This window comes from Ancylobacter sp. VNQ12 (assembly GCF_049445835.1).
Taxonomy (GTDB): domain Bacteria; phylum Pseudomonadota; class Alphaproteobacteria; order Rhizobiales; family Xanthobacteraceae; genus Ancylobacter.
This window is the reverse complement of the sequence record NZ_JBMSDU010000009.1, coordinates 110,909-135,453: the sequence shown is the minus strand read 5'-3', so window position 1 is coordinate 135,453 and position 24,545 is coordinate 110,909. Positions and strand designations below refer to the sequence as shown.

At 69.9% G+C, this 24,545-nt stretch carries 18 protein-coding genes; 2 read left to right on the top strand and 16 right to left on the bottom strand.

Annotated features, from left to right (window positions below; all coding sequences use genetic code 11):
* Nucleotides 1-76: 76 nt before the first annotated feature.
* Nucleotides 77-316 carry a hypothetical protein gene (locus ACO2RV_RS14150; RefSeq protein ID WP_423294009.1) on the bottom strand — a complete coding sequence of 80 codons (240 nt, stop codon included), beginning with the start codon at nucleotides 314-316 and terminating at the stop codon, nucleotides 77-79.
* A gap of 314 nt (nucleotides 317-630) precedes the next feature.
* Between ACO2RV_RS14150 and ACO2RV_RS14145 the strand changes: the two genes are divergently transcribed.
* Entirely contained in the window at nucleotides 631-837 is a 207-nt protein-coding gene (locus ACO2RV_RS14145; RefSeq protein WP_423294007.1) for a hypothetical protein, read from the top strand.
* Nucleotides 838-841: 4 nt separating this feature from the next.
* Here the strand turns inward: ACO2RV_RS14145 and glgX are convergent, their stop codons facing one another.
* The 10 genes from glgX to cbiE form a co-directional block, all read right to left on the bottom strand.
* Entirely contained in the window at nucleotides 842-4,987 is a 4,146-nt protein-coding gene (gene glgX / locus ACO2RV_RS14140) for a glycogen debranching protein GlgX (RefSeq protein ID WP_423294005.1), read from the bottom strand.
* The gene (gene glgA, locus ACO2RV_RS14135) at nucleotides 4,984-6,441 is read right to left on the bottom strand and encodes a glycogen synthase GlgA (protein ID WP_423294003.1); all 1,458 of its coding nucleotides are present in this window, start codon (nucleotides 6,439-6,441) and stop codon (nucleotides 4,984-4,986) included. The genes glgX and glgA overlap by 4 nt, the downstream gene beginning before the upstream one ends.
* Before the next feature lie 86 nt (nucleotides 6,442-6,527).
* Nucleotides 6,528-7,796, bottom strand: coding sequence for a glucose-1-phosphate adenylyltransferase (gene glgC / locus ACO2RV_RS14130; RefSeq protein ID WP_423294001.1), 1,269 nt, complete (start codon nucleotides 7,794-7,796; stop codon nucleotides 6,528-6,530).
* A 14-nt stretch (nucleotides 7,797-7,810) separates the two neighbouring features.
* Nucleotides 7,811-10,060, bottom strand: a complete 2,250-nt coding sequence (gene glgB / locus ACO2RV_RS14125; protein WP_423293999.1) for a 1,4-alpha-glucan branching protein GlgB — start codon at nucleotides 10,058-10,060, stop codon at nucleotides 7,811-7,813.
* 167 nt (nucleotides 10,061-10,227) lie between these two features.
* Nucleotides 10,228-12,735 carry a glycogen/starch/alpha-glucan phosphorylase gene (locus ACO2RV_RS14120; protein WP_423293997.1) on the bottom strand — a complete coding sequence of 836 codons (2,508 nt, stop codon included), beginning with the start codon at nucleotides 12,733-12,735 and terminating at the stop codon, nucleotides 10,228-10,230.
* A gap of 85 nt (nucleotides 12,736-12,820) precedes the next feature.
* Complete coding sequence (locus ACO2RV_RS14115) at nucleotides 12,821-13,198, bottom strand: DUF423 domain-containing protein (RefSeq protein WP_423293995.1); 378 nt, start codon at nucleotides 13,196-13,198, stop codon at nucleotides 12,821-12,823.
* 49 nt (nucleotides 13,199-13,247) lie between these two features.
* Nucleotides 13,248-14,558 carry a cobyrinate a,c-diamide synthase gene (locus ACO2RV_RS14110; protein ID WP_423293993.1) on the bottom strand — a complete coding sequence of 437 codons (1,311 nt, stop codon included), beginning with the start codon at nucleotides 14,556-14,558 and terminating at the stop codon, nucleotides 13,248-13,250.
* Nucleotides 14,555-15,313, bottom strand: a complete 759-nt coding sequence (gene cobM / locus ACO2RV_RS14105; RefSeq protein WP_423293991.1) for a precorrin-4 C(11)-methyltransferase — start codon at nucleotides 15,311-15,313, stop codon at nucleotides 14,555-14,557. Before cobM ends, ACO2RV_RS14110 begins: the two co-directional genes overlap by 4 nt.
* Nucleotides 15,310-15,702: a cobalamin biosynthesis protein gene (locus ACO2RV_RS14100; protein WP_423294097.1), complete on the bottom strand. Its 393-nt coding sequence runs from the start codon at nucleotides 15,700-15,702 to the stop codon at nucleotides 15,310-15,312. The genes cobM and ACO2RV_RS14100 overlap by 4 nt, the downstream gene beginning before the upstream one ends.
* Nucleotides 15,699-16,937: a precorrin-6y C5,15-methyltransferase (decarboxylating) subunit CbiE gene (gene cbiE / locus ACO2RV_RS14095; RefSeq protein ID WP_423294095.1), complete on the bottom strand. Its 1,239-nt coding sequence runs from the start codon at nucleotides 16,935-16,937 to the stop codon at nucleotides 15,699-15,701. The genes ACO2RV_RS14100 and cbiE overlap by 4 nt, the downstream gene beginning before the upstream one ends.
* Nucleotides 16,938-16,968: 31 nt before the next feature.
* On the opposite strand from cbiE, the gene ACO2RV_RS14090 reads away from it, so the two are divergent.
* Nucleotides 16,969-17,763 (top strand): cobalt-precorrin-6A reductase, encoded by a 795-nt coding sequence (locus ACO2RV_RS14090; protein ID WP_423293989.1) that lies wholly within the window; start codon nucleotides 16,969-16,971, stop codon nucleotides 17,761-17,763.
* On the opposite strand, the gene ACO2RV_RS14085 is transcribed toward ACO2RV_RS14090, so the two are convergent.
* The 5 genes from ACO2RV_RS14085 to cobN are packed head-to-tail and all read right to left on the bottom strand — an operon-like array spanning nucleotide 17,733 to nucleotide 24,527.
* Nucleotides 17,733-18,503, bottom strand: a complete 771-nt coding sequence (locus tag ACO2RV_RS14085) for a precorrin-3B C(17)-methyltransferase (RefSeq protein WP_423293987.1) — start codon at nucleotides 18,501-18,503, stop codon at nucleotides 17,733-17,735. The two genes, ACO2RV_RS14090 and ACO2RV_RS14085, sit on opposite strands and share 31 nt — an antisense overlap.
* The gene (locus ACO2RV_RS14080) at nucleotides 18,500-19,225 is read right to left on the bottom strand and encodes a precorrin-2 C(20)-methyltransferase (protein WP_423293985.1); all 726 of its coding nucleotides are present in this window, start codon (nucleotides 19,223-19,225) and stop codon (nucleotides 18,500-18,502) included. Before ACO2RV_RS14080 ends, ACO2RV_RS14085 begins: the two co-directional genes overlap by 4 nt.
* Nucleotides 19,222-19,857 (bottom strand): precorrin-8X methylmutase, encoded by a 636-nt coding sequence (locus ACO2RV_RS14075; protein ID WP_423293983.1) that lies wholly within the window; start codon nucleotides 19,855-19,857, stop codon nucleotides 19,222-19,224. Before ACO2RV_RS14075 ends, ACO2RV_RS14080 begins: the two co-directional genes overlap by 4 nt.
* On the bottom strand, nucleotides 19,858-21,072 hold the full coding sequence (gene cobG, locus ACO2RV_RS14070) for a precorrin-3B synthase (RefSeq protein ID WP_423293981.1): 1,215 nt from the start codon (nucleotides 21,070-21,072) through the stop codon (nucleotides 19,858-19,860).
* Nucleotides 21,069-24,527, bottom strand: a complete 3,459-nt coding sequence (gene cobN / locus ACO2RV_RS14065; protein WP_423293979.1) for a cobaltochelatase subunit CobN — start codon at nucleotides 24,525-24,527, stop codon at nucleotides 21,069-21,071. Before cobN ends, cobG begins: the two co-directional genes overlap by 4 nt.
* Between the last annotated feature and the right edge of the window lie 18 nt (nucleotides 24,528-24,545).

Here is a 24,545-nt window from a genome sequence, read left to right as displayed (position 1 = left end):
TGCGGAAACGCCAAAAAGAAAGGCCGGCGAAGGACGCCGGCCTTTCCTGAGCTGGACATCGTCGTGTAGCAGAAGGTCAGTCGGTGACCCCGGTCTGGCGCGCGGTGTCGGCGGCGACGCGTTCAGCCGCTGCAACGAGGTCCCATGCCGGCACCTCGCCATTCTTGCCGAAAACGATGGACGGCCCGCTGGAGACGACCCGGCGCCCGCAGCCATCGTCGACGACGGCGAACTCGTAGATATGGTGCGCCGTCCTGTGCATGACGCGCACCGTGGAAGGCGAAAGCGTGACCACGTCGAAATCGGCGTGTGGCATGTCCATCCTCCCTTTGCTGGCCCGCCCTGCTGCCGTTTATGCCGGCCGCTGGCGTGCGGTTCACTCTTGGGCTGCCTGATCCGGCACAGGTTCGACAGCCGTCTGGAGGGAACTTTGGTCTAATCGGGGCGTTTGGACAACGAAAATGTGGGCTGATCCGCCAAAGCGCGGAAGTTTAGAGACAATCCAGCGTCAGGCGGCAAATCCAGAATTGCTGCGTAATATTGGATCCTCTTTCGTCTAGACGAATTGAACGCGTTGCGCCGCAGCAAATCAGCTCATCCCGCAACGTTAACAAGCGAAAGGCGCAGGCCATGAGCCGAAATACCACGCTGATCATCGCCGCGATTGTTCTCGTGCTGGCCGCCTATGCCGCCATCCAATATTCCGGCCGCATGACCTCGCAACCGACGGAGACTCCGACGCCGCCGGCTTCGACCACCGAGCCTGTCGCTCCGCCGGCGCCCGATCCGGTCACACCGCCCTCGCCCGCTCCCGGCGGCTCGACGACGCCCCCATAGGCCGTCAGCGGTCCGCGCCGCGCTCGGCCTGCATGGCGGCGAGCACGGCGCGGGCGCGCGCGTCATCCATCACCGCCTCGATGGCGCGCCCGAGCCGGCGTCGCCAGTTCGGCCGCTCGCGGTCCGTTCCGGGCAGGTTCACCGCGACGGCTTCCCCAGCCAGATCGTCGATCTGTGCCAGCGCAAGCACGGACGGGGTGCGCGCAATATAGGCGTGCAGCGCCGCCTCGAACGCCTCGGACAGTGGCGCGCCCGGCTCCGGTGCCGCCGCGATCAGTCCCTCACCGAGCAGGGCGGCGGCGAGTTCCGCCTTCTCCGCCGCCCGCGCCACGAGCGCCGCGGCCAGCGAGGCGTCGTTCTCCAGCCCGAGCGTGCGCCGCTCCGCGAGGTCGACGCCATCCCACCAGCCGGCAATGGTCGGCAGATCATGCGTCGACACACAGGCCGCCGCCAGCGCGGGATAGTCCTGCGGCGGAATGAACGCCGTGCCCTGCCGCTCGAACCACAGCACGCGATAGGACAGCATGCGTTCGTCGTTCAGCTGCTCGCGCATGCCGGCGGGTACGGTGCCGAGATCCTCGCCGACGACGAGACATTTCGCCCGGTGGCTTTCCAGCGCCACCTGCCCGGCGAGGTCCTCGAACGGCATGGAAAGATAGGTTCCGTCCGTTCCGCTCGCGCCGTCGGGAATGAGGAACAGCCGGCGCAGCCCCATCACATGGTCGATCCGGAGCGCGCCGGCGTGGCGCATATTGGCTGCGACCAGCCGGGCGAAGCCCTCATAGCCCTCACGCTGCCAGGCGAGCGGATCGAAGGGCGGCAGGTTCCAGTTCTGCCCCTCCGGCCCCAGCGGATCGGGCGGCGCGCCGATGCTCACGCCCTGCATGATGAGAGCCGCCTCCGACCACGCCTCGGCACCGTCCGGCGCGGTGCCGACCGCAAGGTCACGGTAGAAGCCGAGCGACAGCCCGGCCGCCTGTGCACGCTCGGCCGCACCGGCGAACTGACGGTCGGCCACCCATTGCTGCCAGAGCGCGAAGCGCACCTCGCCCGCATGCGCCTCGGCGAAACCATCCACCGCCGAGCTTGCCGCATCGCTCAGCCCGTCCGGCCAGTCGCGCCAGCCAGCACGGGGATGCGTCGCCGCTATGGCCTGGAAGATGGCGAAACGGCGCAGCCTCTCGCCGCCCTCGGTGATGAAGCGCCCGAACGAAGCGTCGGACGCATCGAAACCGGCAAAGGCCGCGCGCAGCGCCGCCTGCTTGGCCGCCCAGACGGCGGGGTAATCGACGCTTGGCTCGGCTGCCAGCGGCGCGAAGGACGCGACATCCGCGCCCAGCGCGGCGACGTCGATATAGATCGGATCGAGGAAGCGACGGTCGGATGGGGAATAGGGGCTCGCCCGCTCGCGATCCCCGGGGAATAGCGCATGCAGCGGGTTGAGCCCGAGCACCGTCGCCCCCTGCGTCGCCGCGAGCTGCGCGAGCTCGCCCAGCGCGGTGAAGTCACCAATGCCCTGATCGGCCAGCGCCCGCCGCAGCGTGTAGAGATGCGCACCGATGCCGAAGCGCCGCCCACCGGCCGCGAGTTCAGGCGGCAGATAGCAGGCATGCGGCGCCAGGGTCAGCCGGCAGGCGGCATCCCCCAGCATCAGCCTGTGGCGCCCGATGGGAAGCTCCGGCAGATCGACACGGCGGGTGAGTGCGCGCCGTCCGTCCGGCCGCACGACCTCCTCCCGCCGCCCGCCCTCGGGATAAACGGCGAAATCGATCTCCCCGCCATCTTCCAGCCGGATCACCAGATCGAGCCGCCGCACCGCCTGCGCCGCCGCGCCGGCGAGCGTCAGCGTCGATGCCTGCCCCGCCCGCAGCACGTGCGCGAACGGCACGTCGCGGCCGAAACGCTGCTCGGACAGCTTCGCCAGGCTGTCGCGTACCTCGCCATTGGTGCCGGCCGGCAGATGCAGCGCGGCGAGCAGCGCGCGCTTGGTGTCGTCACTCACCGGGTGATGCGTGCCCTCCACATCCCACCATTCCGGCGCAATGCCGGCAGCGACGGCCAGCGTTTCCAGCAGAGCGGGATCGCTGGCCCGGCGCGGCGCGTTCGGCGCCGCCACCTCGACGAGGATCAACACCGAGCGCGCCGCGACGATGTCGGCCGTCGCGCCCCTGCCCTCGGGATGTGCCGTATCGGCCGCGACCTGCCAGCCAAATCCCTCGCGTGGCGCCGGCAGAACGAGCGCCAGCGCCTCGGTCGAGGCGTTCAGCGCGACCGCCACCCGGTCGGCCGCCGCATCGTCCGTCGCCGGCGCGTAGAACACCGCCACCAGCGCGCGCGTCGACGCATCGTCCCAGGCCGGGGCGCCGCCATCCGCCGCGCGCCATTCGACATCGGCGATGCCGCTGGGATCGATCGGCCGACCGGTGAGCGGCGCCTCCAACCGCAACGCCCGATGGTCGCGCCGCAGCTTGACGAGACGCGCGGTGAAGGCGGCGAGAGCGCCGTCGAGCTTCGACCAGTCGAGCCAGGTCAGCGCGTTGTCCTGCGCATAGGCGTTGTTGTTGCCGGCCTGCGAGCGACCGCACTCGTCGCCCATGGTCAGCATGGGCGTGCCGCGCGAGATCAGCAGCGTCGCCAGCAGGGCGCGCACATCGCCGCGCCGCGCGGCCATGACGGCCGGGTTATCAGTCTGGCCCTCGACGCCGTGGTTCCAGCTGTGGTTCTCGTTGGTGCCGTCGCGGTTGTTCTCGCCATTCGCCTCATTGTGCTTGGCCTCGAAGGCGACGAGGTCGGCAGCCGTGAAGCCGTCATGCGCGGTGACGAAGTTGATCCCCCGCGACAAGGGCCGCCGCCGCGCGCCGAATACGTCAGCGGAGCCGGCAAGGCGGGTCGCCAATTCGCCGATCATGGGAGCGTCGCCGCGCCAGAAGCGGCGGGCGGCGTCGCGAAACTTGTCATTCCACTCGCCCCAGGATGGCGGGAACTGGCCGACCTGATAGCCGCCCGGCCCGATGTCCCACGGCTCGGCGATGAGCGCGAGATCGCGCAGGGTGGGGTCCTGTTGCAAGGCGGCGAGGAAGGGTGCCTCGGGGTCGAAGCCGTCGACCCGCCGGCCCAGCGTGGCGGCGAGGTCGAAACGGAAGCCGTCGAGCCCGGTCCCCGCCCAGCGCCGCAGCATGTCCATGCCGAGCTGCAGCACCGGCGCGCGCTCCAGTGCCAGCGTGTTGCCGGTGCCGGCATCGTTGATGAGCCGGCCGGCGTCACCCTTCGCGTGCCGGTAATAGGTCGCGTTGTCGAGCCCGCGCAGGCTCACCGTCGGGCCGAATGCGTCGCTCTCGCCGGTATGGTTCAGCACCACATCGAGCACGACCTTTATGCCGGCGCCATGCAGGGCCGCCACCGCCCGCGCCACTTCCTCGAAGCCGCCCGGCGCCAGGCGCGGGTCCGGCGCGCCGAACACCACCGGGTTGTAGCCCCAGTAATTGGTGAGCCCGAGCGGCGGCAAATGCCGCTCGTCGATCCACGCCATGGCCGGCATCAGCTCGACCGTGGTGATGCCGAGATTGACCAGATGGTCGAGCGCCGCCGGCTGCGCCAGCGCGGCGAAGGTGCCGCGCATGTCGAGTGGAATGTCCGGGTTCAGCCTGGTGAAGCCGCGCACATGCAGCTCGTAGAACACCTCGTCATCCCAGCGGAACGGCGGCGCCGAGCGACGGTGAGCCTCGCCCACCTGCGGCACGATCGCCTTCGGCACGCAGGCGGCGCTGTCGGCCTCGTCGCGCTCCGCGCCGTGCGCCCGTGCGTCGAACAGGCTGGCCTCCAGTTGGAACGGCCGGTCGAGCCGGCTCGCATAGGGATCGACCAGCAGCTTGTAGGGGTTGAAGCGATGCCCCTCACCCGGCGCCCAAGGGCCGGCGGCGCGCAGGCCATAGCGCGCCCCCGGCGGCACGCCGGCGATATGGCCGTGAAATACGTCGCCGGTGCGCTCGGGCAGCGCGAGACGGACAAGCTCGACCTCGCCGGCCGCATCGAACAGGCAAAACTCGATCCGCGTCGCGTTGCTGGAAAAGACCGCGACATTGACGCCCCTGGCGTCTGGCGTGACACCGAGCGGCGCGGGACTGCCGGTCGAGACGCGCCAGTCGCTCACGCGGCACGCTCCGCGACGAGATCGCGGAACAGCCTGTCATATTCCCTGGCGGCACGCTCCCAGGAGACATCGGTCGCCATGGCGTTGCGCTGCAGCTTCTTCCACAGCGCCTTGTCCTGCCAGAGCTTGTGCGTGCGCTTCAGCGCCTGCTGCAAGGCCGGCGTGGTGACGGGGGAGAACTGCACCCCGGTGCCGACGCCGCTGGTGCGCGCCATCTCGTTGACGTCGATGACGGTGTCGGCGAGGCCGCCGACCCGCGCCACCACGGGCAGCGCGCCATAGCGCAGCGCCGAGAGCTGGGTGAGGCCGCAGGGCTCGAAGCGCGAGGGCACGATCAGCGCATCCGCGCCCGCCTGCACGAGATGGGCGACGTTCTCGTCATAGCCGAGCCAGACACCGACCCGGCCGGGATGGGCCTGCGCCGCCTGCGTGAAACGACTGGCGAGGTCCGCGTCGCCCGAGCCGAGCAGGGCGAGCTGCGCGCCCATCTCCGCCAGCGTATCGAGGCTGTCGGCGAGAAGATCGAGGCCCTTCTGCCAGGTCAGCCGGCTGACCACACCGAACAGCAGCGCGTCGGGATCAGGGTCGAGGCCGAAGCGCTGCTGCAACTCCGCCTTGTTGGCCGCACGCGCCTTCAGCCGCTTCAGGTCGAAGGGCGCGGGAATGTGTTCGTCCGTCGCCGGGTTCCAGGCCGCATCGTCCAGCCCGTTGAGAATGCCGGACAGCACGTCGCTGCGATCGTTCAGCAGCCCTTCCAGCCCCATGCCGCCTTCGGGCAGCAGGATCTCGCCGGCATAGGAGGGCGACACCGTGGTGATGCGGTCGGCCAGCTTGAGCCCGGACTTCAGATAGCCGAGCGTGCCGTAATATTCGATGCCGTGGATTGAGAAGGCGTGCGGCGGAAAACCCAGTTCCGGCACCAGTTCGGGCGGGAACTTGCCCTGGAAGGCGATGTTGTGGACGGTCATCACCGTGCCCGGCCGCCTTCCGCCGGAATAATGCAGATAGGCCGGCGCCAGACCGGCCTGCCAGTCATGCGCATGCACGACATCCGGCACGAAGCCGGGCACCAGTCCCAGGCCGATGCCCGAGGCCACGGCGGCGAGCGCGGCGAAGCGCTGGGCGTTGTCGGCCCAGTCGACGCCATTGGGTCCGACATAGGGACCGCCGGGCCGGTCGTAGAGATGACCGGCCTCGATGACGAACAGCTTGAGCCCCGCCGCCTCTGCCGCCAGCAGCCGGCCGGGACCGCCGAAGAGGTGGTCGAAATGATAGACCGGCTCGGCGCCGGTCAGCGCGCCGAGAAGCTGGGGATAGCCCGGCACGACGGTCCGCGTCTCGATGCCGTGCGGCTCGAGCGCGGCCGGCAACGCGCCCGCCACGTCGGCCAGGCCGCCGGTCTTCACCAGCGGGTAGATTTCCGACGCGACCGAAAGAACCTTCAGATCCGACACTCGTCCCAGTCCCCGTCTTGATTCCACCCGTCACGACCTAGCGCATCTTCCTGTCGATCAGGTGATGCCGCCGGGCCGGCGCGGGTTCAAGTGCCCAATCGGTCGATCATGGACTGGGTGATCAGGCATATCCCCTTGTCCGTCCTGCGAAAACGCTTGGCGTCGAGTTCGGGGTCCTCGCCGACCACGAGGCCCTCGGGAATGCGCACATTGGCGTCGATGACGACGTTCTTCAGCAGCGCCCCGCGGCCGATCTCGACATAGGGCAGGATGACCCCGTTCTCGATCGCGCCGTAGGAATTCACCCGCACGCCGGTGAACAGCAGCGCACGGCGCAGCGAGGAGCCGGAAACGATGCAGCCGCCCGACACCAGCGAGGAAATCGCCTGTCCGCGCCGGCCCTCGTCGTCATGCACGAACTTCGCCGGCGGGGTGATCTCGGCATAGGTCCAGATCGGCCAGTCGCGGTCGTAGAGGTCGAGCTCGGGCACGATGCCGGTGAGGTCGATATTGGCCTCCCAATAGGCATCGACCGTGCCGACGTCGCGCCAATAGGGCGCCGTCTCCATGTCCGAGCGGACGCAGGAGCGCGAGAAATGGTGCGCCGACGCCTTGCCGTGCTTGACGATGTAGGGGATCAGGTCCTTGCCGAAATCATGCGTCGACAGCGGGTCGGCGGCGTCGCGGCGCAGCTGCTCGATGAGGAACTTGGTCTCGAAGACATAGATGCCCATCGAGGCCAGCGCCTTGTCGGGATGGCCCGGCATGGATGGCGGCTTCTTCGGCTTTTCGAGGAAGGACAGGATGCGGTCCTGCTCGTCGACATGCATGACGCCGAAGGCACTCGCCTCCTCCAGCGGCACTTCGAGGCAGCCCACCGTCACGTCGGCCCCCTGGTCGACATGCTGCTGCAGCATGACCTCGTAGTCCTGCTTGTAGATGTGGTCGCCGGCCAGGATGATGATGTGCCGGGTGTCGTAGGCCTCGATGATGTCGAGGTTCTGATACACCGCGTCCGCCGTCCCCAGATACCACATGGTCTCGGAGACGCGCTGGCTGGCGGGCAGCACGTCGAAGCTCTCATTGCGCTCGTGGCGGAAGAAGTTCCAGCCGCGCTGCATGTGGCGGATCAGGCTGTGCGCCTGGTACTGGGTCGCCACGCCGATGCGGCGGATACCGGAATTGAGCGCATTGGACAGCGCGAAGTCGATGATGCGCGACTTGCCACCGAAATAGACCGCCGGCTTGGCGCGCCGGTCCGTCAGCTCCATGAGACGACTGCCGCGTCCCCCGGCCAGCACGTAAGCCATAGCCGTTCGAGCAAGGGGAGCATTCTGGAGCGTCGGCCTCGGCATCGGGTTTTCTCTCCCTATTGAGCTTGCTTGCGGACGGTGCGGCGCGCCTTGGCGGGCGCTGGTGCCGGGTCCGGTTCCCATTGCAGATAGAGCGTGGCCAGCGGCGGCAGCACGATCTCGGCGCTGGCCGGCAGGCCATGGGAGGGGATGTCCCCGGCGGTGACGGCGCCGAGATTGCCCTGCCCCGAGCCGCCATAAACGTGCGAATCGGTGTTGAGGATTTCCCGCCAGCGGCCACCCTGCGGCAGGCCGATGCGATAGTTGGGGCGCGGCACCGGCGTGAAGTTCGCCACCACCAGCACCGGCGCATCGCCCTCGCGCCCGAAGCGCAGCCAGGCGAAGACCGACTGGTCGGCATCCTCCACCACCACCCAGCGGAAGCCCTCGGGCTCGCAGTCGCGGGCGTGCAGCGTGACGGTGTCGCGATAGAGGTGGTTGAGATCGCGTACCAGCAGTTGCGTGCCGCGATGATGCGGCCCCATGTCGAGGAGGTGCCAGTCGAGCGAGCGCTCCTCGCTCCATTCGTCGCGCTGGGCGAATTCCTGCCCCATGAAAAGCAGCTTCTTGCCGGGATAGGCCCACATCAGCCCGTAATAAGCGCGCACGGTGGCGAAGCGCTGCCAGTCGTCGCCCGGCATGCGGCTCAGCACCGTGCCCTTTCCGTGCACCACCTCGTCATGCGAGAGCGGCAGCACGAAATTCTCCGTGAAGGCGTACATCAGCCCGAAGGTGATCTTGTCGTGGTGCCAGTGCCGGTAGACCGGATTGAGCGACATGTAGTCGAGCGTGTCGTGCATCCAGCCCATGTTCCACTTGAAGCCGAAGCCGAGGCCGCCGGTGTAGACCGGGGCCGACACGCCGGCCCAGGAGGTCGATTCCTCGGCGATGACCACCGTACCGGGATGCTCGGCATAGATGGTCTCGTTCGCACGCTGAAGGAACGCCACGGCATCCTTATTGTCGTTCGAACCGTCAGGGTTGGGCGACCACTCTCCGTGGCGCCGCGAATAGTCGAGATAGAGCATCGAGGCCACCGCATCGACCCTCAGCCCGTCGATGTGGAACCGATCGAGCCAATAGAGCGCGTTGGCGATCAGCATATTCGCCACTTCGCGCCGGCCGAAGTCGTAGATCGCCGTATTCCAGTCCGGGTGGAAGCCGCGCTGCGGGTTGGAGTGCTCGTAAAGCGGCCCGCCGTCGAAATGGGCCAGCCCGTGGATGTCGGTGGGGAAATGCGCCGGCACCCAGTCGAGGATCACCGACAGCCCCGCCTGATGCGCGCGGTCGACAAAGCGCGCGAAACCGGCGGGATCGCCGAAGCGGCTGGTCGGCGCGAACAGGCCAATCGGCTGGTAGCCCCAGGACGCGTCGAGCGGATGCTCGGAAACCGGCAGCAGCTCGATATGGGTGAAGCCCATCCAGGCGGCATAGCCGACCAGCTGGTCGGCCAGCTCGTCATAGGTGAGGAAACGGTTCCAGTCGCCGCGCCGCCATGAGCCGAGATGGACCTCGTAGATGGCCATCGGCTTCTCGCGCGCCGCGCCCTGGCTGCGCGCGGCGATATGCGCCTCGTCGTGCCATTCAAAATTGTCGGTGCGCGCCACGATCGAGCCCGTCGCCGGCCGGAACTCGCCGCGGAAGCCGAACGGATCGGCCTTCAGCGGCAGCAGCCGCCCATCGGCGGCGACGATCTCGTATTTGTAGATCGTGCCCTCACCAACGCCCGGCGCGAAAATCTCCCACAGCCCGCTGTCGACGCGCTTGCGCATCTGGTGGCGGCGTCCGTCCCACTGGTTGAAGTCACCGACCACGGAGACGCGAGACGCATTCGGCGCCCAGACGGCGAAGCGCACGCCCTCCACGCCCTCATGCACGCAAGGGTGCGCGCCCAGCCGCTCATAGAGCGCCTTGTGCGTGCCCTCGACGAGCAAATAGTCGTCCATGGGACCGAGCACCGGCCCGAAGGAATAGGGATCGTCGAGCGTCCATTCGCCGCCGGCGTTGCGCGCCCTCAGCCGGTAGCGCGCCCAGGCAGGGCGTCCGGGGACCAGCCCCTCGAAGAGGCCGGTCTCGTGGCGACGTGCCAGCTCGGCAATGACCGTGCCGTCGGCCTCCACCGCTTCAAGCGAGGCGGCGTAGGGAACGAAAGCCCGGATGACCAGCCCTTCCGACGCCTCATGCGGGCCGAGCAGCGCGAAGGGATCAGCGTGATGGCCCCCGACGAGTGCGTCGACCTCGGGATCGGGCGCCTGCCACGCGTACATATGCTTCTGTCTCCCACGCACCGAGTCAGCCAGATCAAGACCGGTGCGCCGAGAAGGTTCCTCTACCGCCGAACCAAAGTCCACAACTCGTAATCACTTACCGTCATTTGTGCGTCTGGGGATGAAAGTCCGGGAGAGCGGCCCGGCACATAGCCGGGCCTCCCGCCTCACCCGCGCACCGGGCGCGCGGGCACGTTCCAGATGTCGGTGGCGTATTCGGTGATCGTCCGGTCGGAGGAGAACCAGCCCATATTGGCGGTATTGATGGCGCTGGAGGTCCACCAGGCCGAACGGTCGTGCCAGCGCTCGTCCACCTTGCGCTGGGCGTCCCAATAGGCGTCGAAGTCCGACGTCACCAGGAAGTAGTCGTGGTGGCGCAGGGCGTCGACCAGCGGCTTGAAGCGGTCGGGCTCGTCCGGCGAGAACACGCCGGATTCCACCGCGTCCAGCACCTCGCCGAGATGCGGCGACTTCTGGATCGCGCCATATTCGTCGATGCCGACGCGGCGGCGCTCCTCCACTTCCTCGGCGGTCAGGCCGAAGATGAAGATGTTGTCGTCGCCGACATGCTCCTTGATCTCAACATTGGCGCCGTCGAGCGTGCCGATGGTGAGCGCGCCGTTGAGCGCCATCTTCATGTTGCCGGTGCCGGAGGCTTCCATGCCGGCGGTGGAGATCTGCTCGGAGAGGTCCGCCGCCGGGATGATGGATTCGGCCAGGCTCACATTGTAGTTCGGCAGGAACACGATCTTCAGCAGGTCCTTGACCGTGGGATCGTCGTTCACCACGCGGGCGACGTCGTTGGCGAGCTTTATGATCAGCTTCGCCATGTGATAGCTCGCCGCCGCCTTGCCGGAGAAGATCTTCACCCGCGGCGCCCAGTTCTTCGCCGGGTTGGCGCGCATGGAATCATAGAGCGCGATCGTCTCCAGCACGTTGAGCAGCTGGCGCTTATATTCGTGGATGCGCTTGATCTGCACGTCGAACAAAGCGCCGGGATTGACCTTGATGTCGAGCCGGTCGCGGATGATGCGGGCCAGCGCCACCTTGTTCTGCCGGCGCACCGCCGCCAGCCGGTCGTGCACCGAGGAATCCCCCGCCACCGCCAGCAGCTTCTTCAATTCGCCCGGATCGTCGAGCACGGCCGGGCCGCAGAGATCGACGAGAAGGTTGGTGAGCCCCGGATTGGACTGGTAGAGCCAGCGGCGGAAGGTGATGCCGTTGGTCTTGTTGTTCATCCGGTCGGGGAACAGCCGGTAGAAATCCTTGAAGACCGTGGTCTTCATCAGTTCGCTGTGCAGCGCGGCGACGCCGTTGATCGAGTGCGAGCCGAGGAAGGCGAGATTGCCCATGCGCACGCGCCGGCCGTGATCCTCCTGGATCAGCGAGACCGAGGAAAGCAGCGCGTCATCGCCGGGGAACTCGGTGCGCACCTTCTCCAGATGCTTGGCGTTGAGCTGGTAGATGATCTGCATGTGGCGCGGCAGCACGCGCTCCATCAGCGGCACCGGCCACGTCTCCAGCGCTTCCGGCAGCAGCGTGTGGTTGGTGTAGGAGATGGTGCGGACGGTGATGTCGAACGCCTCGTCCCACTCGATGTCGTTCTCGTCGATCAGCGTGCGCATCAGCTCGGCGACCGCGATCGAGGGATGCGTGTCGTTCATCTGGATCGCCACCTTGTCCGGCAGCGAGCGGATGTCGCCGAAGCTGTCGATGTGGCGGCGGATCAGGTCGCGCAGCGAGGCGGCGGTGAAGAAATATTCCTGCCGCAGGCGCAGTTCCTGGCCCGCAGGGGTTGCGTCTGAGGGGTAGAGCACCTTGGAAATCGCCTCGGCCTTCACCTGGTTCACCAGCGCGCCGACATGGTCGCCCTGGTTGAAGGCGTCGAGCCGCAGCGGATCGGCCGCGCGCGCCGACCACAGGCGCAGCGTGTTCACATGCCGGCCGCGCCAGCCGACGATGGGCGTGTCATAGGCCACCGCCTCGACCGTCTCGGCCGGGTGCCAGACCTGCTTCTTGCGGTCGCCGCCAACCGCCACCGCCTCGACCGAACCACCGAAGCCGACATCGTAATAGACCTCGGGACGCTCGAATTCCCAGGGATTGCCGAAGGACAGCCAGTCCTCGGGATATTCCTGCTGCCAGCCATTCTTGATCACCTGCCGGAACAGGCCGTGATCGTAGCGGATGCCGTAGCCATAGGCGGCGATGGACAGCGTCGCCATGCTGTCCATGAAGCAGGCGGCAAGACGACCGAGGCCGCCATTGCCGAGCGCCGCGTCCGGCTCCACTTGCCGCAGCCGGTCAAGATCGACGCCGAGATCGCCCAGCGCCGAGCGCGCCGTCTCCAGCATCTCGATATTGGTCAGCGCGTCGAACAGCAGGCGGCCGATGAGGAATTCGAGCGAGAGGTAATAGACCCGCTTGCGCCCTTCCGAATAGGTCTGCCGGGTCGAGGTGATCCAGCGGTCGACGATGCGGTCGCGCGTGGCGAAGGCGGTGGCGAGAAACCAGTCGCGGTCGCTCGCGGCAGCCGGATTCTTGCCCACGGCGTAAGTGAGCTTGGAGATCACTGCCGCGCGGAACTTCGCAACGTCATCCCCTGCCGCGGCAGCGGCGGAGCGGGCGGCGGCTTCCGGCTTGTCCAGCATCTTCTCTTCAACCTCGACTGACATGCAGCTCCTGCTCCCGTTGCGGCTTTCCGCCCCCGGCCGTACCGGACGGCGGGGCCGTCTGTCGTCATGCAACCTTTTGGCCAACTCAGGCGGCGCGGTTTCCACGTTCGAAGGCCGCGAGCCCGATCACGAGCCATCCAAGAATGAGCATAGTCCCGCCTGTGGGGGCGGCCATAGGAAAAATCGTGACCTCCCAGAGCGCCCGCGCGGCCAGCGTGCCGCCGAACAGCAGCGCGCCGAGCACGATCGCCGCCCCGCCGAGATCGGCGAAGGACCAGCCCGGCCCCCGCGCGGCGCCGAGCCCGGCCGCCGCCGTCGCACCGGCCGCGCCGAGCATGAGGAAATAGGCGGCGGTGGTCAGGTTCGGGTCCGGGTTCATATGCGCCCCCGCCGCCGCGGCGGCGACGCCCGCCGCCCCGATGAGGCCGGCGAGAAGAATGATGAGACGGCGAAGGATATTCATGTCTCACGTCCGTTCATGGCGTACTCCAGTTGCGGGTGCCCGCCCTCGATCACTCAAGCGCGATGGCGTGGAAGAAGGTTCCCGACACATGCCCGCGACGCGCGCCGGCCGGCCCTATTTCCTTACCCTGCCCGTCGCTCAGCGCGACCAGCGGCGCATCGTCGCCGGAAGATGTGACGCTGGCATAATGGAATTCATGCCCGCGCAGACCTGTCCCCACCGGGCCGAGCGGCGAGGCGGCCAGCGTCACCGCGCGGCGATAGCCCAGATTGAGCTTTCGCCGGGCGAAGCTGGTGGCATGCCCGAGCAAGCCGAGCATGGGATGGGAGACGCCCTCCGCATCCTCGATCGCCGCGCCGAGCACCATGAAGCCCCCGCATTCGCCATGCACGGGGCGCGTCTGCGCGAAATCGCGCACGCCGTCGAGGAAGCGGGAGACTGCGGCAAGCCGGCCGCCATGCAGCTCGGGATAGCCGCCCGGCAGCCAGCAGGCATCGCAACTTGCATCCGGCGCCTCGTCCGCCAGCGGCGAGAACGGCATGATCTCCGCTCCCGCCCGTCGCCAGCCGGCGATGAGATGCTCGTAGACGAAGGAGAAGGCGACGTCGCGCGCCAGCGCGATGCGCTGGCCGGGGGGCGCAAGCGCCGGGAAGTCTATGGCGTTGCAGGTGATCGGCGCGGCGAGCGCCACCAGCGCTTCGAGATCGACATGCGCCTGCGCCAGCCCGGCCAGCCGCGCCAGATGCTCGCCGAGTCCGCCATGCTCCTGCGCCTGCACCAGGCCGAGATGGCGCTCGGGCAGGCTCATCGTCGCATCGCGCGGCAGACTGCCCAATATCTGGATACCCAGCCGGCCGATCGCCTCGCTGGCCTGCGCCCGGTGGCGCTCGCTGGCCACTTTGTTGAGGATCACCCCGGCAATGCGCACCTCCGGGTCATGCGTCGCAAATCCGCGCACCACGGCGGCGGCCGATTGCGACTGGCCGGAAATGTCGAGCACCAGCACCACCGGCAGGCCGAGCCGGCCGGCGAGGTCCGCCGCCGCACCAGTGCGCCCCGGCTCGCCCATGATGCCGTCGAACAGGCCCATGGAGGCCTCGATGACCACGATCTCGGCTTGCGCCGCCGCCTCTCCCGCCAGCGCGTCGATAAGCGCCGGGGGCATGGCGAAGCTGTCGAGATTGAGACCCGGCTGGCCGGTGGCCGCCGCGTGGAAGGCGGGGTCGATATAGTCCGGCCCGGATTTCACCGCCCGCACCGCGATGCCGCGCCGGGCCAGCGCGGCCACCACGCCGAGCGTCACCGTGGTCTTGCCCGAACCCGAGCGGGGTGCGGCGATGATGAAGCCGCGCGCGGTCATTCCCGCCCCCGGAAACGGCGCTGGTAGCCGGCATCGTACAGCGCGCTCTCGCGAAAGCCCTCTGCCGCCAGTGCCCGGCCGACCATGATCAGCGCCATGCGCTCCACCGGCTCGGCCGCGACCCGCGCCGCGATGTCGCCGAGCGTGCCGGCAATGACCCGCTCGGAGGGTCGCGTCGCCTCGACCACCACCGCCACCGGGCATTCCGCGCCATAGAACGGAGTCAGCTCCGCCACCACCTCGTCCAGCGCATGGATGGCGAGATGGACGGCGAGCGTCGCCCCCGTCGCCCCGAAGGCGCGGAGGTTCTCGCCCTCCGGCATGGCGGAGGCACGGCCGGAGACGCGGGTGATGACGACGCTCTGCGCCACGCCCGGCACGGTAAGCTCGCGCCCCAGCACGGCGCTCGCGGCGGCGAAGGCCGGCACGCCGGGGGTGAGCGTATAGGCGATGCCGGCCCGCTCCAGCCGGCGGACCTGTTCGGCCACCGCCGAATAGATCGACAGGTCGCCCGAATGCAGCCGCGCCACGTCGAGCCCGGCCGCATTGGCGGCGAGGTATTCCGCCTCGATCTCGTCGAGCGACAGCGGCGCGGTATCGACGATGCGCGCGCCCGGCGGGCACCAGCCGAGCACCTCCGGCGGCACGATGGAGCCGGCATAGAGACAGACGGGACAACGGCCGATGAGGTCGCGCCCGCGCAGCGTCATCAGATCCGCCGCGCCCGGCCCGGCGCCGATGAAATGCACTGTCATGAGGCTTCCTTCTCCGCCTCCCGCGCGAGCGCGCAGGTCACCGGCCCCAGCACGAAGCGCGGGCCGATCAGCGTCGAGCGCCGCCCCGCCGCCGCCAGCGCCGAGGCTTCCGCCACCGAGGGCACGCCGGTCAGCGCCACCACGCGCTCGGAATAAGTGAGCGTGCGCGCCCCGGCGGCTTCCAGCTGGGTCTGCGGCACCATGACCAGCAGGAGCCCGAGATCGAGCGCCGCCTTCATGATGCCGGCCTCGCCGCCCTTCATCGCCGGCGTCGCCATCAGCGAGATGTCGCACAGCTTCACATCGTGACGCGCGAGAGCCCCGCGCACGGCGGCGCAGACCTCTTCCGCCGTCACGCCGCGACGGCTGCCGACGCCGGCCACGATCATGGTTTCACCCAGCTCCATTGCGTCACCGGCATGGCGGGGCGCCAGCCGGTAAGCCCGCCGACCGGCGCGGCGCGGGCCACCGAAACGCGGATCAGCTCGCCGCCGCGCAGGGCGTGTTGGCCGATCAGCAGCGCCTCGGTCTCCAGCGTCACCGCATTCACCACCAGCCGCCCGCCAACCCGCAAGGCCTCACACGCCGCCGGCAGCACGCCGTCCTCGCTCGCCCCGCCGCCGAGGAAGATGGCCTCAGGCGTGGGCAGACCGGCCAGCGCCTCGGGTGCCCGGCCCTCCACCACCTGAAGCCCGGGCACGCCAAGCGCCTGCGCGTTGCGGCGGATGCGGGCCGCGCGTTCGGCCCGCTCCTCGATGGCGATGGCGTGGAGCGAGGGATCGGCCAGCATCCACTCGACGGCGACAGAACCTGCCCCGGCGCCGATGTCCCACAGCAATTCGCCCCGGCGCGGCGCCAGCGCGGAGAGCGTCACCGCGCGGATCTCGCGCTTGGTGAGCTGGCCGTCATTCTCATAGAGCTCGTCCGGCAGGCCCGGCGCACGCGCGAGGATGCGCGCGCCCTCCCCGGCATTCACCTCGATGCCCACCAAGTTGAGCGGGTCAATATCGCCAAGGTCGAACGCCTCGGCCACCGCGGAGCGCACCCGCTCGCGCGGCCCGCCCAGCGCCTCGCAGACATGCAGCACCGAACCGCCGAAGCCGCTTGCGGCCAGCAGCCGCGCGATCTCGCCGGGGCCCGCACCGTCGGAGGTCAGCACCATGAGGCGCCTCCCGGGATGCAGATGCGCGCGGATCAGATCCAGCGAACGGCCATGCACGGTGAGGCACGACGTCTCCGCCAGCGGCCAGCCGAGGCGCGGGGCCGCGAGGCTGAACGAGGACGGCGCCGGAAAGGCCCGCATCTCGCCGGCGGGTACATGGCCGGCCAGCGTGGCGCCGACGCCGTAGAGGAACGGATCGCCCGAGGCGAGCACGCAGACATTACGCCCGCACACCGCCAGCACCATATCGATGCCGCGCTCGAACGGGCTCGGCCACGGCTCCGCCTGTCCCTTCACCGCCGCGCCCGCCAGCGCGAGATGTCGAGCCCCGCCGAACACGATCTCCGCCGCCTCGATGGCGTTCCGCGCGGCGGGCGACAGTCCGTCGAGACCGTCCTCGCCGATGCCGACGATGGACAACCAGCGTCCCTCCGGCGCATCGTCGCGCCGCGTGCCCGCCATGGATTCCGGCGCGATGGATTCAGCCTGCGTCATGAACCCGCCTTCCCACGACCGACCGCCCCGCGTCCTCATATTGGGCGGCACCAGCGAGGCTCGCGAGCTTAGCGCCGCGCTGGCCGCCCACGGGGGCCTCACGGTCAGCCTGTCGCTTGCCGGCCGCACGCGCAACCCGCTCGACGCGGGCGTCGCTACCCGCTCCGGCGGCTTCGGCGGTGCCGAGGGGCTGGCCACGCATCTGCGCGCCGAACGGATCGACGCGCTGGTCGACGCCACCCATCCCTTCGCCGCCAACATCTCGCGCAATGCAGCCGAGGCTGCCCGGCTGGCCGACGTGCCGCTGGTGGCCCTGCTCCGCCCCGCCTGGGAGCGGCAGGCCGGCGACATCTGGACCGAGGCGGCCGACATTCCCGAGGCCGTCGCCGCGCTCGGCGAGAGCCCGCGCCGCGTGCTGGTGGCGCTCGGCCGCAACGAGGTCCATGCGGTGGAGGCGGCGCCGCAGCACCATTACCTCGTGCGCAGCATCGATCCGGTGGAACCCCGGCTCACTGTCCCCCATGCCCGCTATATCGAGGCGCGCGGCCCGTTCAGCCCGGCCGACGAGCACGCTTTGCTGACCGGCAACGACATCGACGCCGTGCTGTCGAAGAACAGCGGCGGCGCGGCGACCTATGGCAAGATCGCTGCGGCCCGCGCGCTCGGCATCGAGGTGATCATGGTCGCCCGCCCAGAGCGCCCGCAGGTCGAGACCGTCGGCAGCGTCGGCGCGGTGCTCGGCTGGCTGGAGCGCCTGCCGCATCAGACATCCCCGGCCCGACGCGGCGTATAGACCAGCGAGGGCAGGCCCGGCCGCTCGACGATCCGCGTCTCCACCGAACCGACCAGGATGCAGGTCGCCATGTCGGCCATGTGGCCGTGCGCATTGGCGAGCGGCACCAGCCGCAGCCGCTCGTCCGGCCGGCCCACCGCGCGGCCGAAGATCACCGGCACGCTGCCCGGCAGTTCCTCGCGCAGAATGTCGAACGCCGTCTCCAGCTGGTGCGGGCGGGCTTTCGACACCGGATTGTAGAACGCCATGGCAAAACCGGCTTGCGCCGCGAGCCGCAGCCGCTTCTCGATCAGCTCCCAGGGCTTGAGGTTGTCGGACAGCGAGATGGCGCAGAAATCATGCCCCAGCGGCGCGCCGCATCGCGCCGCCACCGCCAGCATGGCGGTGATGCCCGGCACGACAACGAGCTCCAGCGCGCGCCACTCCTCCGGCCCGGTCTCGATCGCCTCGATCACCGCCGCCGCCATGGCGAACACGCCGGGATCGCCGCCCGACACCATGGCCACCTGAGCGCCGCCCGCCGCATGGGCCAGCGCCGCCCCGGCCCGCGCCAGTTCCTCGCGATTGTCGGAGGCGTGCCGCGTCTGGCCGGCCCGCGCGGGCACCCGGTCGAGATAGGGCTCATAGCCGTAGAGCGCCTCGGCCTCGTTCAGCGCCGCGCTCGCCTCCGGCGTGAGGAAGCGCGCCTCGCCCGGCCCGAGACCGACCACGGTGAGTTTTCCGCTCTTGCCGCCGCTCATCCGCGCGCCTCCCATCCCGGCACCAGCACGATGGCGAAATAGGGCGCCGGGCTCTCGTCCCGCGCCGCCAGCCGCGTGCAATGGCCATCCTTCATCGTGCCGCGCTCAACATAGAGCGCGCGTTCCAGCTTGCCGACGGCACCGAGCGCCCGGCGGATCTTCGGCAAGTTGCGGCCGACCTTCATGATCACCGCCGCATCCGCGCCGGAAAGCCGGCGCACCAGTTCGCCCTCGGACAGCGTACCCGGCAGCACGCTCAGCACATCGTCGCCCTGGGCGATGGGGGTGCCGGCCTGCGACCAGCACCCGGACATGCCGGTGACGCCGGGAATGACATCGGTGCTGTAGCGATCCGCGAGGCGCACATGCAGGTGCATATAGGAGCCATAGAACAGCGGGTCGCCCTCGGACAGCACCGCCACCGTCCGGCCCGCATCGAGATGCGCCGCCACCGCCTGCGCCGAGGCATCGTAGAAGCCGGTGATGGCAGCCTTGTAGGGCGCCTCGTCCTTGGGCATCTCGGTGGTCACGGGATAGCCGAGCGGCAGCTCCACCGCGCCCTCGCGGAAATGCGGGTGGGCGATGGCGCGGGCATGGCTGCCATTGCCGAGCTTGGCGAAATAGGCGACGACATCGGCGCCCTGCAACGCGCGCACCGCCTTCAGCGTCATCAGTTCCGGATCGCCCGGCCCAACGCCGACTCCAATCAAGCGGCCCGTCATAGACCCGGCCTCGCCAGCGCGTTGACCGCCGCCGCCGTCATGGCGCTGCCCCCCAACCGGCCACGCACCACCAGCCACGGCACGCCGTGATCGCCGCCGGCCAGCGCATCCTTGGATTCGGCCGCGCCGACGAAGCCGACGGGAATGCCGAGAATGGCGGCGGGGCGCGGCGCGCCGGCATCGAGCATTTCGAGGAGGCGGAACAGCGCGGTCGGCGCATTGCCGATGGCGATGACGGCGCCTTCCATCCTGTCGCGCCACAGCTCCAGCGCGGCGGCCGAGCGCGTGGTGCCGAGCCTTTCGGCAAGGCCGGGAACGGCGGGATCGCGCAGCGTGCAGACCACCTCGTTCTGCGCCGGCAGGCGGGCGCGGGTCACGCCATGCGCCACCATCTGCGCATCGCACAGGATCGGCGCGCCGGCCTGCAAGGCGCTGCGCGCGGCGCGCACCAGATCGGGCGCGAAATCGATGGCGAAGGCGGCCTCGACCAGCCCGCAGGCATGGATCATACGCACCGCCACATCCGCCTCCTCGCCTGAGAAGCGGCCGAGCTCGGCTTCCTCGCGGATGATGGCGAAGGAGCGCTCATAGATGGCATCGCCGTCGCGCACGTAATCGAACGGGGTGGACACTCAGATTTCGCCCTTCTCAAGAAATTCCCGCGCCGCCCCGGCAAGCCGTGCCTCGGGCACGATCCGCAACGGGACGTCGCGCGCGGTGCCTTCGACCACGAGACCCGCCCCCTCGTCCAGTCCCACGATGGTCAGGGCCGCCCTTGCCGGATGCGCGCAGCCTTTGGGGCAGCCGGAAATGTGAACCTGCTCGCCCCGCAGAACCGGCGCGAGGACGTTGGCGAGCCTGTGCGTCGCGATGCGCGCGGAGCCGCAGGCCGGCTTGCCGGCGCAGGCGAAGATGCGGCGGCGCGGATCGGCAGGATCGGCGATGAAGCCGAGCGTCACAGCCTGCGCGCGCAACCGTTCGGCCGCCTCGCGCGACAACCCGACCACCAGCAGCGCCCGCCCGGCGGCCGGCTCGATGTGCCGGGCACCCGCCTTTCGCGCCGCCTCGACGAGGGCCTGCAAAGCCTCGGCGTCGACCTGCCCATAGGCCAGCCCGAGGCCGAGCGCGACGCTGCCGTCCCGCAATTCATGGATGCCCACCGGCTCGGCGTCAGAACGCGGCGCGGGCGGCTCAGTCGGCGACAGGCCGGCCGCCCGCGCCAGCGCCAGGACGCCGTGCGCCGCCACCAGATCGGCCATCCGCGCCGTCGCGCCCGCCGCCGCAAGGCGTTGCAGCAGGGCAAGGACGATGCCGGCGACATGCTCGCGCGCGATCTCCCCCGCCGGCACGCCGGCGAGCGATACAAGGCAGCGGTCGCCCGAGACGGCCGTCACGCCGACATCGGCCTTCAGCCCATCGAGATGCAGCGTACCGCCGCCATCGACCACGACAGAGGTCTTCGGCGCCAGAGCGGACACTAAAGGGGCCGCCGCTTCGGAAATGGCGCGGGCCAGCGGGCGCGGGTCGAGACGTTCCGCAGGGTCGAGCCCGGCCAGCGCGCTCGCCTCGGCGGGAAAGCCCTGCGGCACCGCGATGCCCAGCGCATCCACCGCCTCCGGCAGGCGCGCCGCGCTTACCGGGTTGAGGCCGCGCAGTTGCAGCTTGCCGCGCGCCGTCACCTCGACAATGCCGTTGCCGAGGTCGCGCGCCAGACGCGCCAGCCCGGCCAGCTGATCCAGCGTCAGCGGCTCCAGCGGCTGGAGACGCGCCAGCAGCCCGTCGCCGGTCTGCATTGGCTGCGGCAGCGAGGGGCAGGCGCCGCGCCGCATCGAGGCTGTGGTGTTCATTCGGCCGCCTCCCCCGCCAAGACCGCGAGCCCGGCACCGACATCATTGCGGCGGGGGTGCCAGAGCCCCCTCTCCCGCGCGCCCTCGAACCGCGCGGCGATGAAGCGCGCCGCCTCGGGCGAGGCTTCGGTCAGGAAAGCGCGCACCCGCTCGTCACCGACATAAGCGCCATGCAGCGCGTCGATCAGATGGCCCGGCACGGCGCGCGTCGCTTCAGCGAAGCCGATCAGCCGGTCGACGGTCTCGGCGATTTCCGCCGCGCCGCGCGGCCCGTGGCGCAGCAGGCCGGCGATGTAGCGCGGGCTGGTCCGCCCGCGCACGATGCGGGCGATCGCTTGATCGAGCGGGCGCGCGGTCGGCCGCGCCGGATCGGTGGTGTCGAGCACGATGAGGTCCGGCGCGCGGCCGAGCCGTTCGGCCGCCGCCGCAAAGCCGCCGATGAAGGCGAGGTCGGCATCGCCTTCCAGCAGGTCGCGGCCGGGATCGTCGCCGCCATGCACCAGGAGGTCCGCCGCCGCCACCCGGTCGGTGAAGGCCGCGCCCACGGCGAAGGCTTCGCCCTCCACCCCGCCATAGGCATGCGAGGCGCTGGCGAGATAGGCCGCGCCGAGCGCCTCGCGTTCGATCTCGCCCGCTTCCAGCCCGGCACCATAGGCGCCCGGCGCGGTGCCGAAGATGCGCGGGGCACCCTCGCCGGCCAGCTTCAACGGATTCTCGTCCGGTTCCTCGTCGCGCCGCGCCACCGCGCGCAGGGCGGCGTCGATGAGGGCGATCTGCGCCGGGAACAGGTCGCGGAACAGGCCGGAAATGCGAAAGGTGACATCGACGCGCGGGCGCCCGAGCAGAGCGGTCGGCAGCACCTCGATGCCGGTCACGCGGCCGGTCGCCGGGTCCCAGGTCGGCCGGGCACCGATCAGCGCCAGCCCCTGCGCGATCTCCTCGCCGCCGGTGCGCAGCGTCGCGCTGCCCCACAGGTCCAGCACCAGCGAACGCGGCCAGTCGCCATGTGCCTGCGCATAAGCGCGCAAGACTTCATCGGCGGCCAGCCGCCCGAGATCCACAGCGGTTTGCGTCGGCAGGCTACGCGGATCGGCGGCGAACAGGTTGCGCCCGGTCGGCATCACATCGGTGCGCCCGCGCCCCGGCGCGCCGGCAGGCCCTGCGGCGACGCGCCTTCCGTCCAGCGCGGCGAGCAGCCCGTCGCGCTCGGCCTCGCCACAGGCGCCCCGGCCATAGACGTGGAAGCCGTCCTTGAGCCGCATCTCCTTGATGTCGCAGAGAAAGGCGTCGATCTGCTTCAACGCCTCGTCCGGCGCAGCATCAGGAGACAGGCCCGCATCCCTGGCGAAGCCGGTACGGCTCGCCTCCTCGACGATGAGCCGCGCCAGAAGTTCGCGCCGCCGGCGGTCGAGCCCGTCGGCCTGCGCATACTCATCCACCAGCCGCTCCAGCTCCGCCCCCTCATCGGCAAGCCCGGCCTCGGCGGTCGGCGGCGGCAGATGGCCGAGCGTGACGGCGGCGATGCGCCGCTTGGCCTGCGCCGCCTCGCCGGGATTGGAGACGATAAAGGGGTAGGCGACCGGCAGGCTGCCCAGCGCCAGCTCGGGAAAGCAGGCTTTGGTCAGCGCCACATGCTTGCCCGGCAGCCATTCCAGCGTGCCATGCGCGCCCATATGCACCAGCGCGTCGGCGCTGCGTTGCAGCCAGAGACCGAAGGCGAGAAGCGCGTGGCGCGGCGGCAGCGCGGGGTCGTGATACTGCGCCCGCCGATCGGCATGCGAGCCGCGATCTGGTGCGATGGCGACCGTGACGTTTCCAAAGGCGCGCGCCCGGAAGCGGAAGGCGCCATCCGCGAGATCGGGATCATCCTCCGGCGCGCCCCAGGCGGCATGGATGGCGGCGACGGCGCCAGCGGGCAGCGTGGCGAGATGGGCGCGATAGTCGGCCAAATCAAGAGCGCCGTCATCCTGAGGTGCGAGCGGAGCGAGCCTCGAAGGATGCTCATCCGGGCGCACGAGGCGAACATCCTTCGAGGCCCGGCTAACGCCGGGCACCTCAGAATGACGGTGTTCGTTGGGTGTAAGCCGTTCCAGCAGCCCCCGCTCATCCCCGGGCACGTCCTCCACCCGATAGCCCGCCGTGCGCAGGTCTTCCAGCAGCGCCCGCACGCTGGCCGGCACGTCGAGGCCGACCGCCCAGCCGGTGCGGCCCGGCGCGCCGGCATATTCCGGCATCAGCACCGTCACCCGGCGTTCTGCACGCGGCGTGCGCTGCAAACGGACCAGCGCCACCACGCGGTCGGCGACCTGCTCGATGCGGTCCGGCTCCGGCCGGTTCACCAGCGCGGTGAAGCCGGGCACGGCAGGCGTCTCCAGCGGCGCCTTGAAGGAGAGCGCGCCGGCCAGCACGCGCCCGTCGAGCTCGGGCAGCACGACATGCATGGCAAGGTCGGCGCTGGTCAGCCCGCGCGCGCCCTCGGCCCACGCCTCGCGCTTCGTCGTGGCAACAATGGCCTGAAGCGCCGGCACGCCACAGGCGTCGAGCACGGTCTCCTCGCCCCGATCGGCGGCAGCGAACGCGGTCAGCGTGAGGATGGCGGCGGGGTCGCATTCGGCCAGCGCGTCCTTCAGGAAGGCGATAGAGGCCGGCTCGCGCAGCGAGGCGACGAAGATCGGTTTTGGCGCCAGCCCGCGCGCGGCCAGCGAGGCGCAGAGCGCGTCGACCGGCGCGGTGTCGCCGGCCAGCCACATGGAGCGGTAGAAGATGATGGGGATGGCGGGGGCGGTCTCACGGCTCCGCGACGGCGAAGACCCCTCACCCCGCCCCTCTCCCCCGCGGGGAGAGGGAGCAGGTCGCGCGACTGTCAAAGCCCTCTCCCCCACGGGGAGAGGGTTGGGTGAGGGGGAAGCACCGTCCCACGGATAAAATCCCGCCAGCGGCACGGGCTGCGGCGCGGGCGCATCGATCTCACGCCCGGCATGTCCCGCCAGGCGGCGCAGCAGGGCGCGCATATTGGCCGGGCCACCGGCGCGGAAATAGCCGAGCAGCGCCTCCAGTTCCAAAGCCGGCAGGGTGGAAGCCTCCGCCAGCCGGGGATCGTCGCGATCCTCGCCCGGCAGCACGGCGAGTTTGATGCCGCGCGCGCGGGCCTCGGCGCCCAGCCGCTCGACGCCGTAGCGCCACCACTCCAGCCCGCCGAGCAGCCGCACCACCACGATGCGGGCATGCACTGCGACACTGTCGATCCACAGGTCCACCGACATCGGGTGCCGCAGATCGCGTAAGTTTGCGAGGCGCAGGCTCGGCAGACCTGTCTCGGCCTGCTGCGCCCCGGCGAGCGCGCCGAGGTCGCTGTCGGTGAAGGACAGCACCACCACCTCGCCCGGCGTCTGGCCGAGGTCGACCGGCTCGACGAGATCGTCGAGGCTGGTGGAGGTGGTGGTGAGGATATGCATGGGTGCCTAGCCGCCTTT

Coding starts and splice junctions, on each gene's coding strand:
- ACO2RV_RS14150 (WP_423294009.1), bottom strand. CDS start 316: ATGCCACACGCCGATTTCGACGTGGTCACGCTTTCGCCTTCCACGGTG.
- ACO2RV_RS14145 (WP_423294007.1), top strand. CDS start 631: ATGAGCCGAAATACCACGCTGATCATCGCCGCGATTGTTCTCGTGCTG.
- glgC (WP_423294001.1), bottom strand. CDS start 7,796: ATGCCGAGGCCGACGCTCCAGAATGCTCCCCTTGCTCGAACGGCTATG.
- glgB (WP_423293999.1), bottom strand. CDS start 10,060: ATGTACGCGTGGCAGGCGCCCGATCCCGAGGTCGACGCACTCGTCGGG.
- ACO2RV_RS14120 (WP_423293997.1), bottom strand. CDS start 12,735: ATGTCAGTCGAGGTTGAAGAGAAGATGCTGGACAAGCCGGAAGCCGCC.
- ACO2RV_RS14115 (WP_423293995.1), bottom strand. CDS start 13,198: ATGAATATCCTTCGCCGTCTCATCATTCTTCTCGCCGGCCTCATCGGG.
- ACO2RV_RS14110 (WP_423293993.1), bottom strand. CDS start 14,558: ATGACCGCGCGCGGCTTCATCATCGCCGCACCCCGCTCGGGTTCGGGC.
- cobM (WP_423293991.1), bottom strand. CDS start 15,313: ATGACAGTGCATTTCATCGGCGCCGGGCCGGGCGCGGCGGATCTGATG.
- ACO2RV_RS14100 (WP_423294097.1), bottom strand. CDS start 15,702: ATGATCGTGGCCGGCGTCGGCAGCCGTCGCGGCGTGACGGCGGAAGAG.
- cbiE (WP_423294095.1), bottom strand. CDS start 16,937: ATGGCGGGCACGCGGCGCGACGATGCGCCGGAGGGACGCTGGTTGTCC.
- ACO2RV_RS14090 (WP_423293989.1), top strand. CDS start 16,969: ATGAACCCGCCTTCCCACGACCGACCGCCCCGCGTCCTCATATTGGGC.
- ACO2RV_RS14085 (WP_423293987.1), bottom strand. CDS start 18,503: ATGAGCGGCGGCAAGAGCGGAAAACTCACCGTGGTCGGTCTCGGGCCG.
- ACO2RV_RS14080 (WP_423293985.1), bottom strand. CDS start 19,225: ATGACGGGCCGCTTGATTGGAGTCGGCGTTGGGCCGGGCGATCCGGAA.
- cobG (WP_423293981.1), bottom strand. CDS start 21,072: ATGAACACCACAGCCTCGATGCGGCGCGGCGCCTGCCCCTCGCTGCCG.
- cobN (WP_423293979.1), bottom strand. CDS start 24,527: ATGCATATCCTCACCACCACCTCCACCAGCCTCGACGATCTCGTCGAG.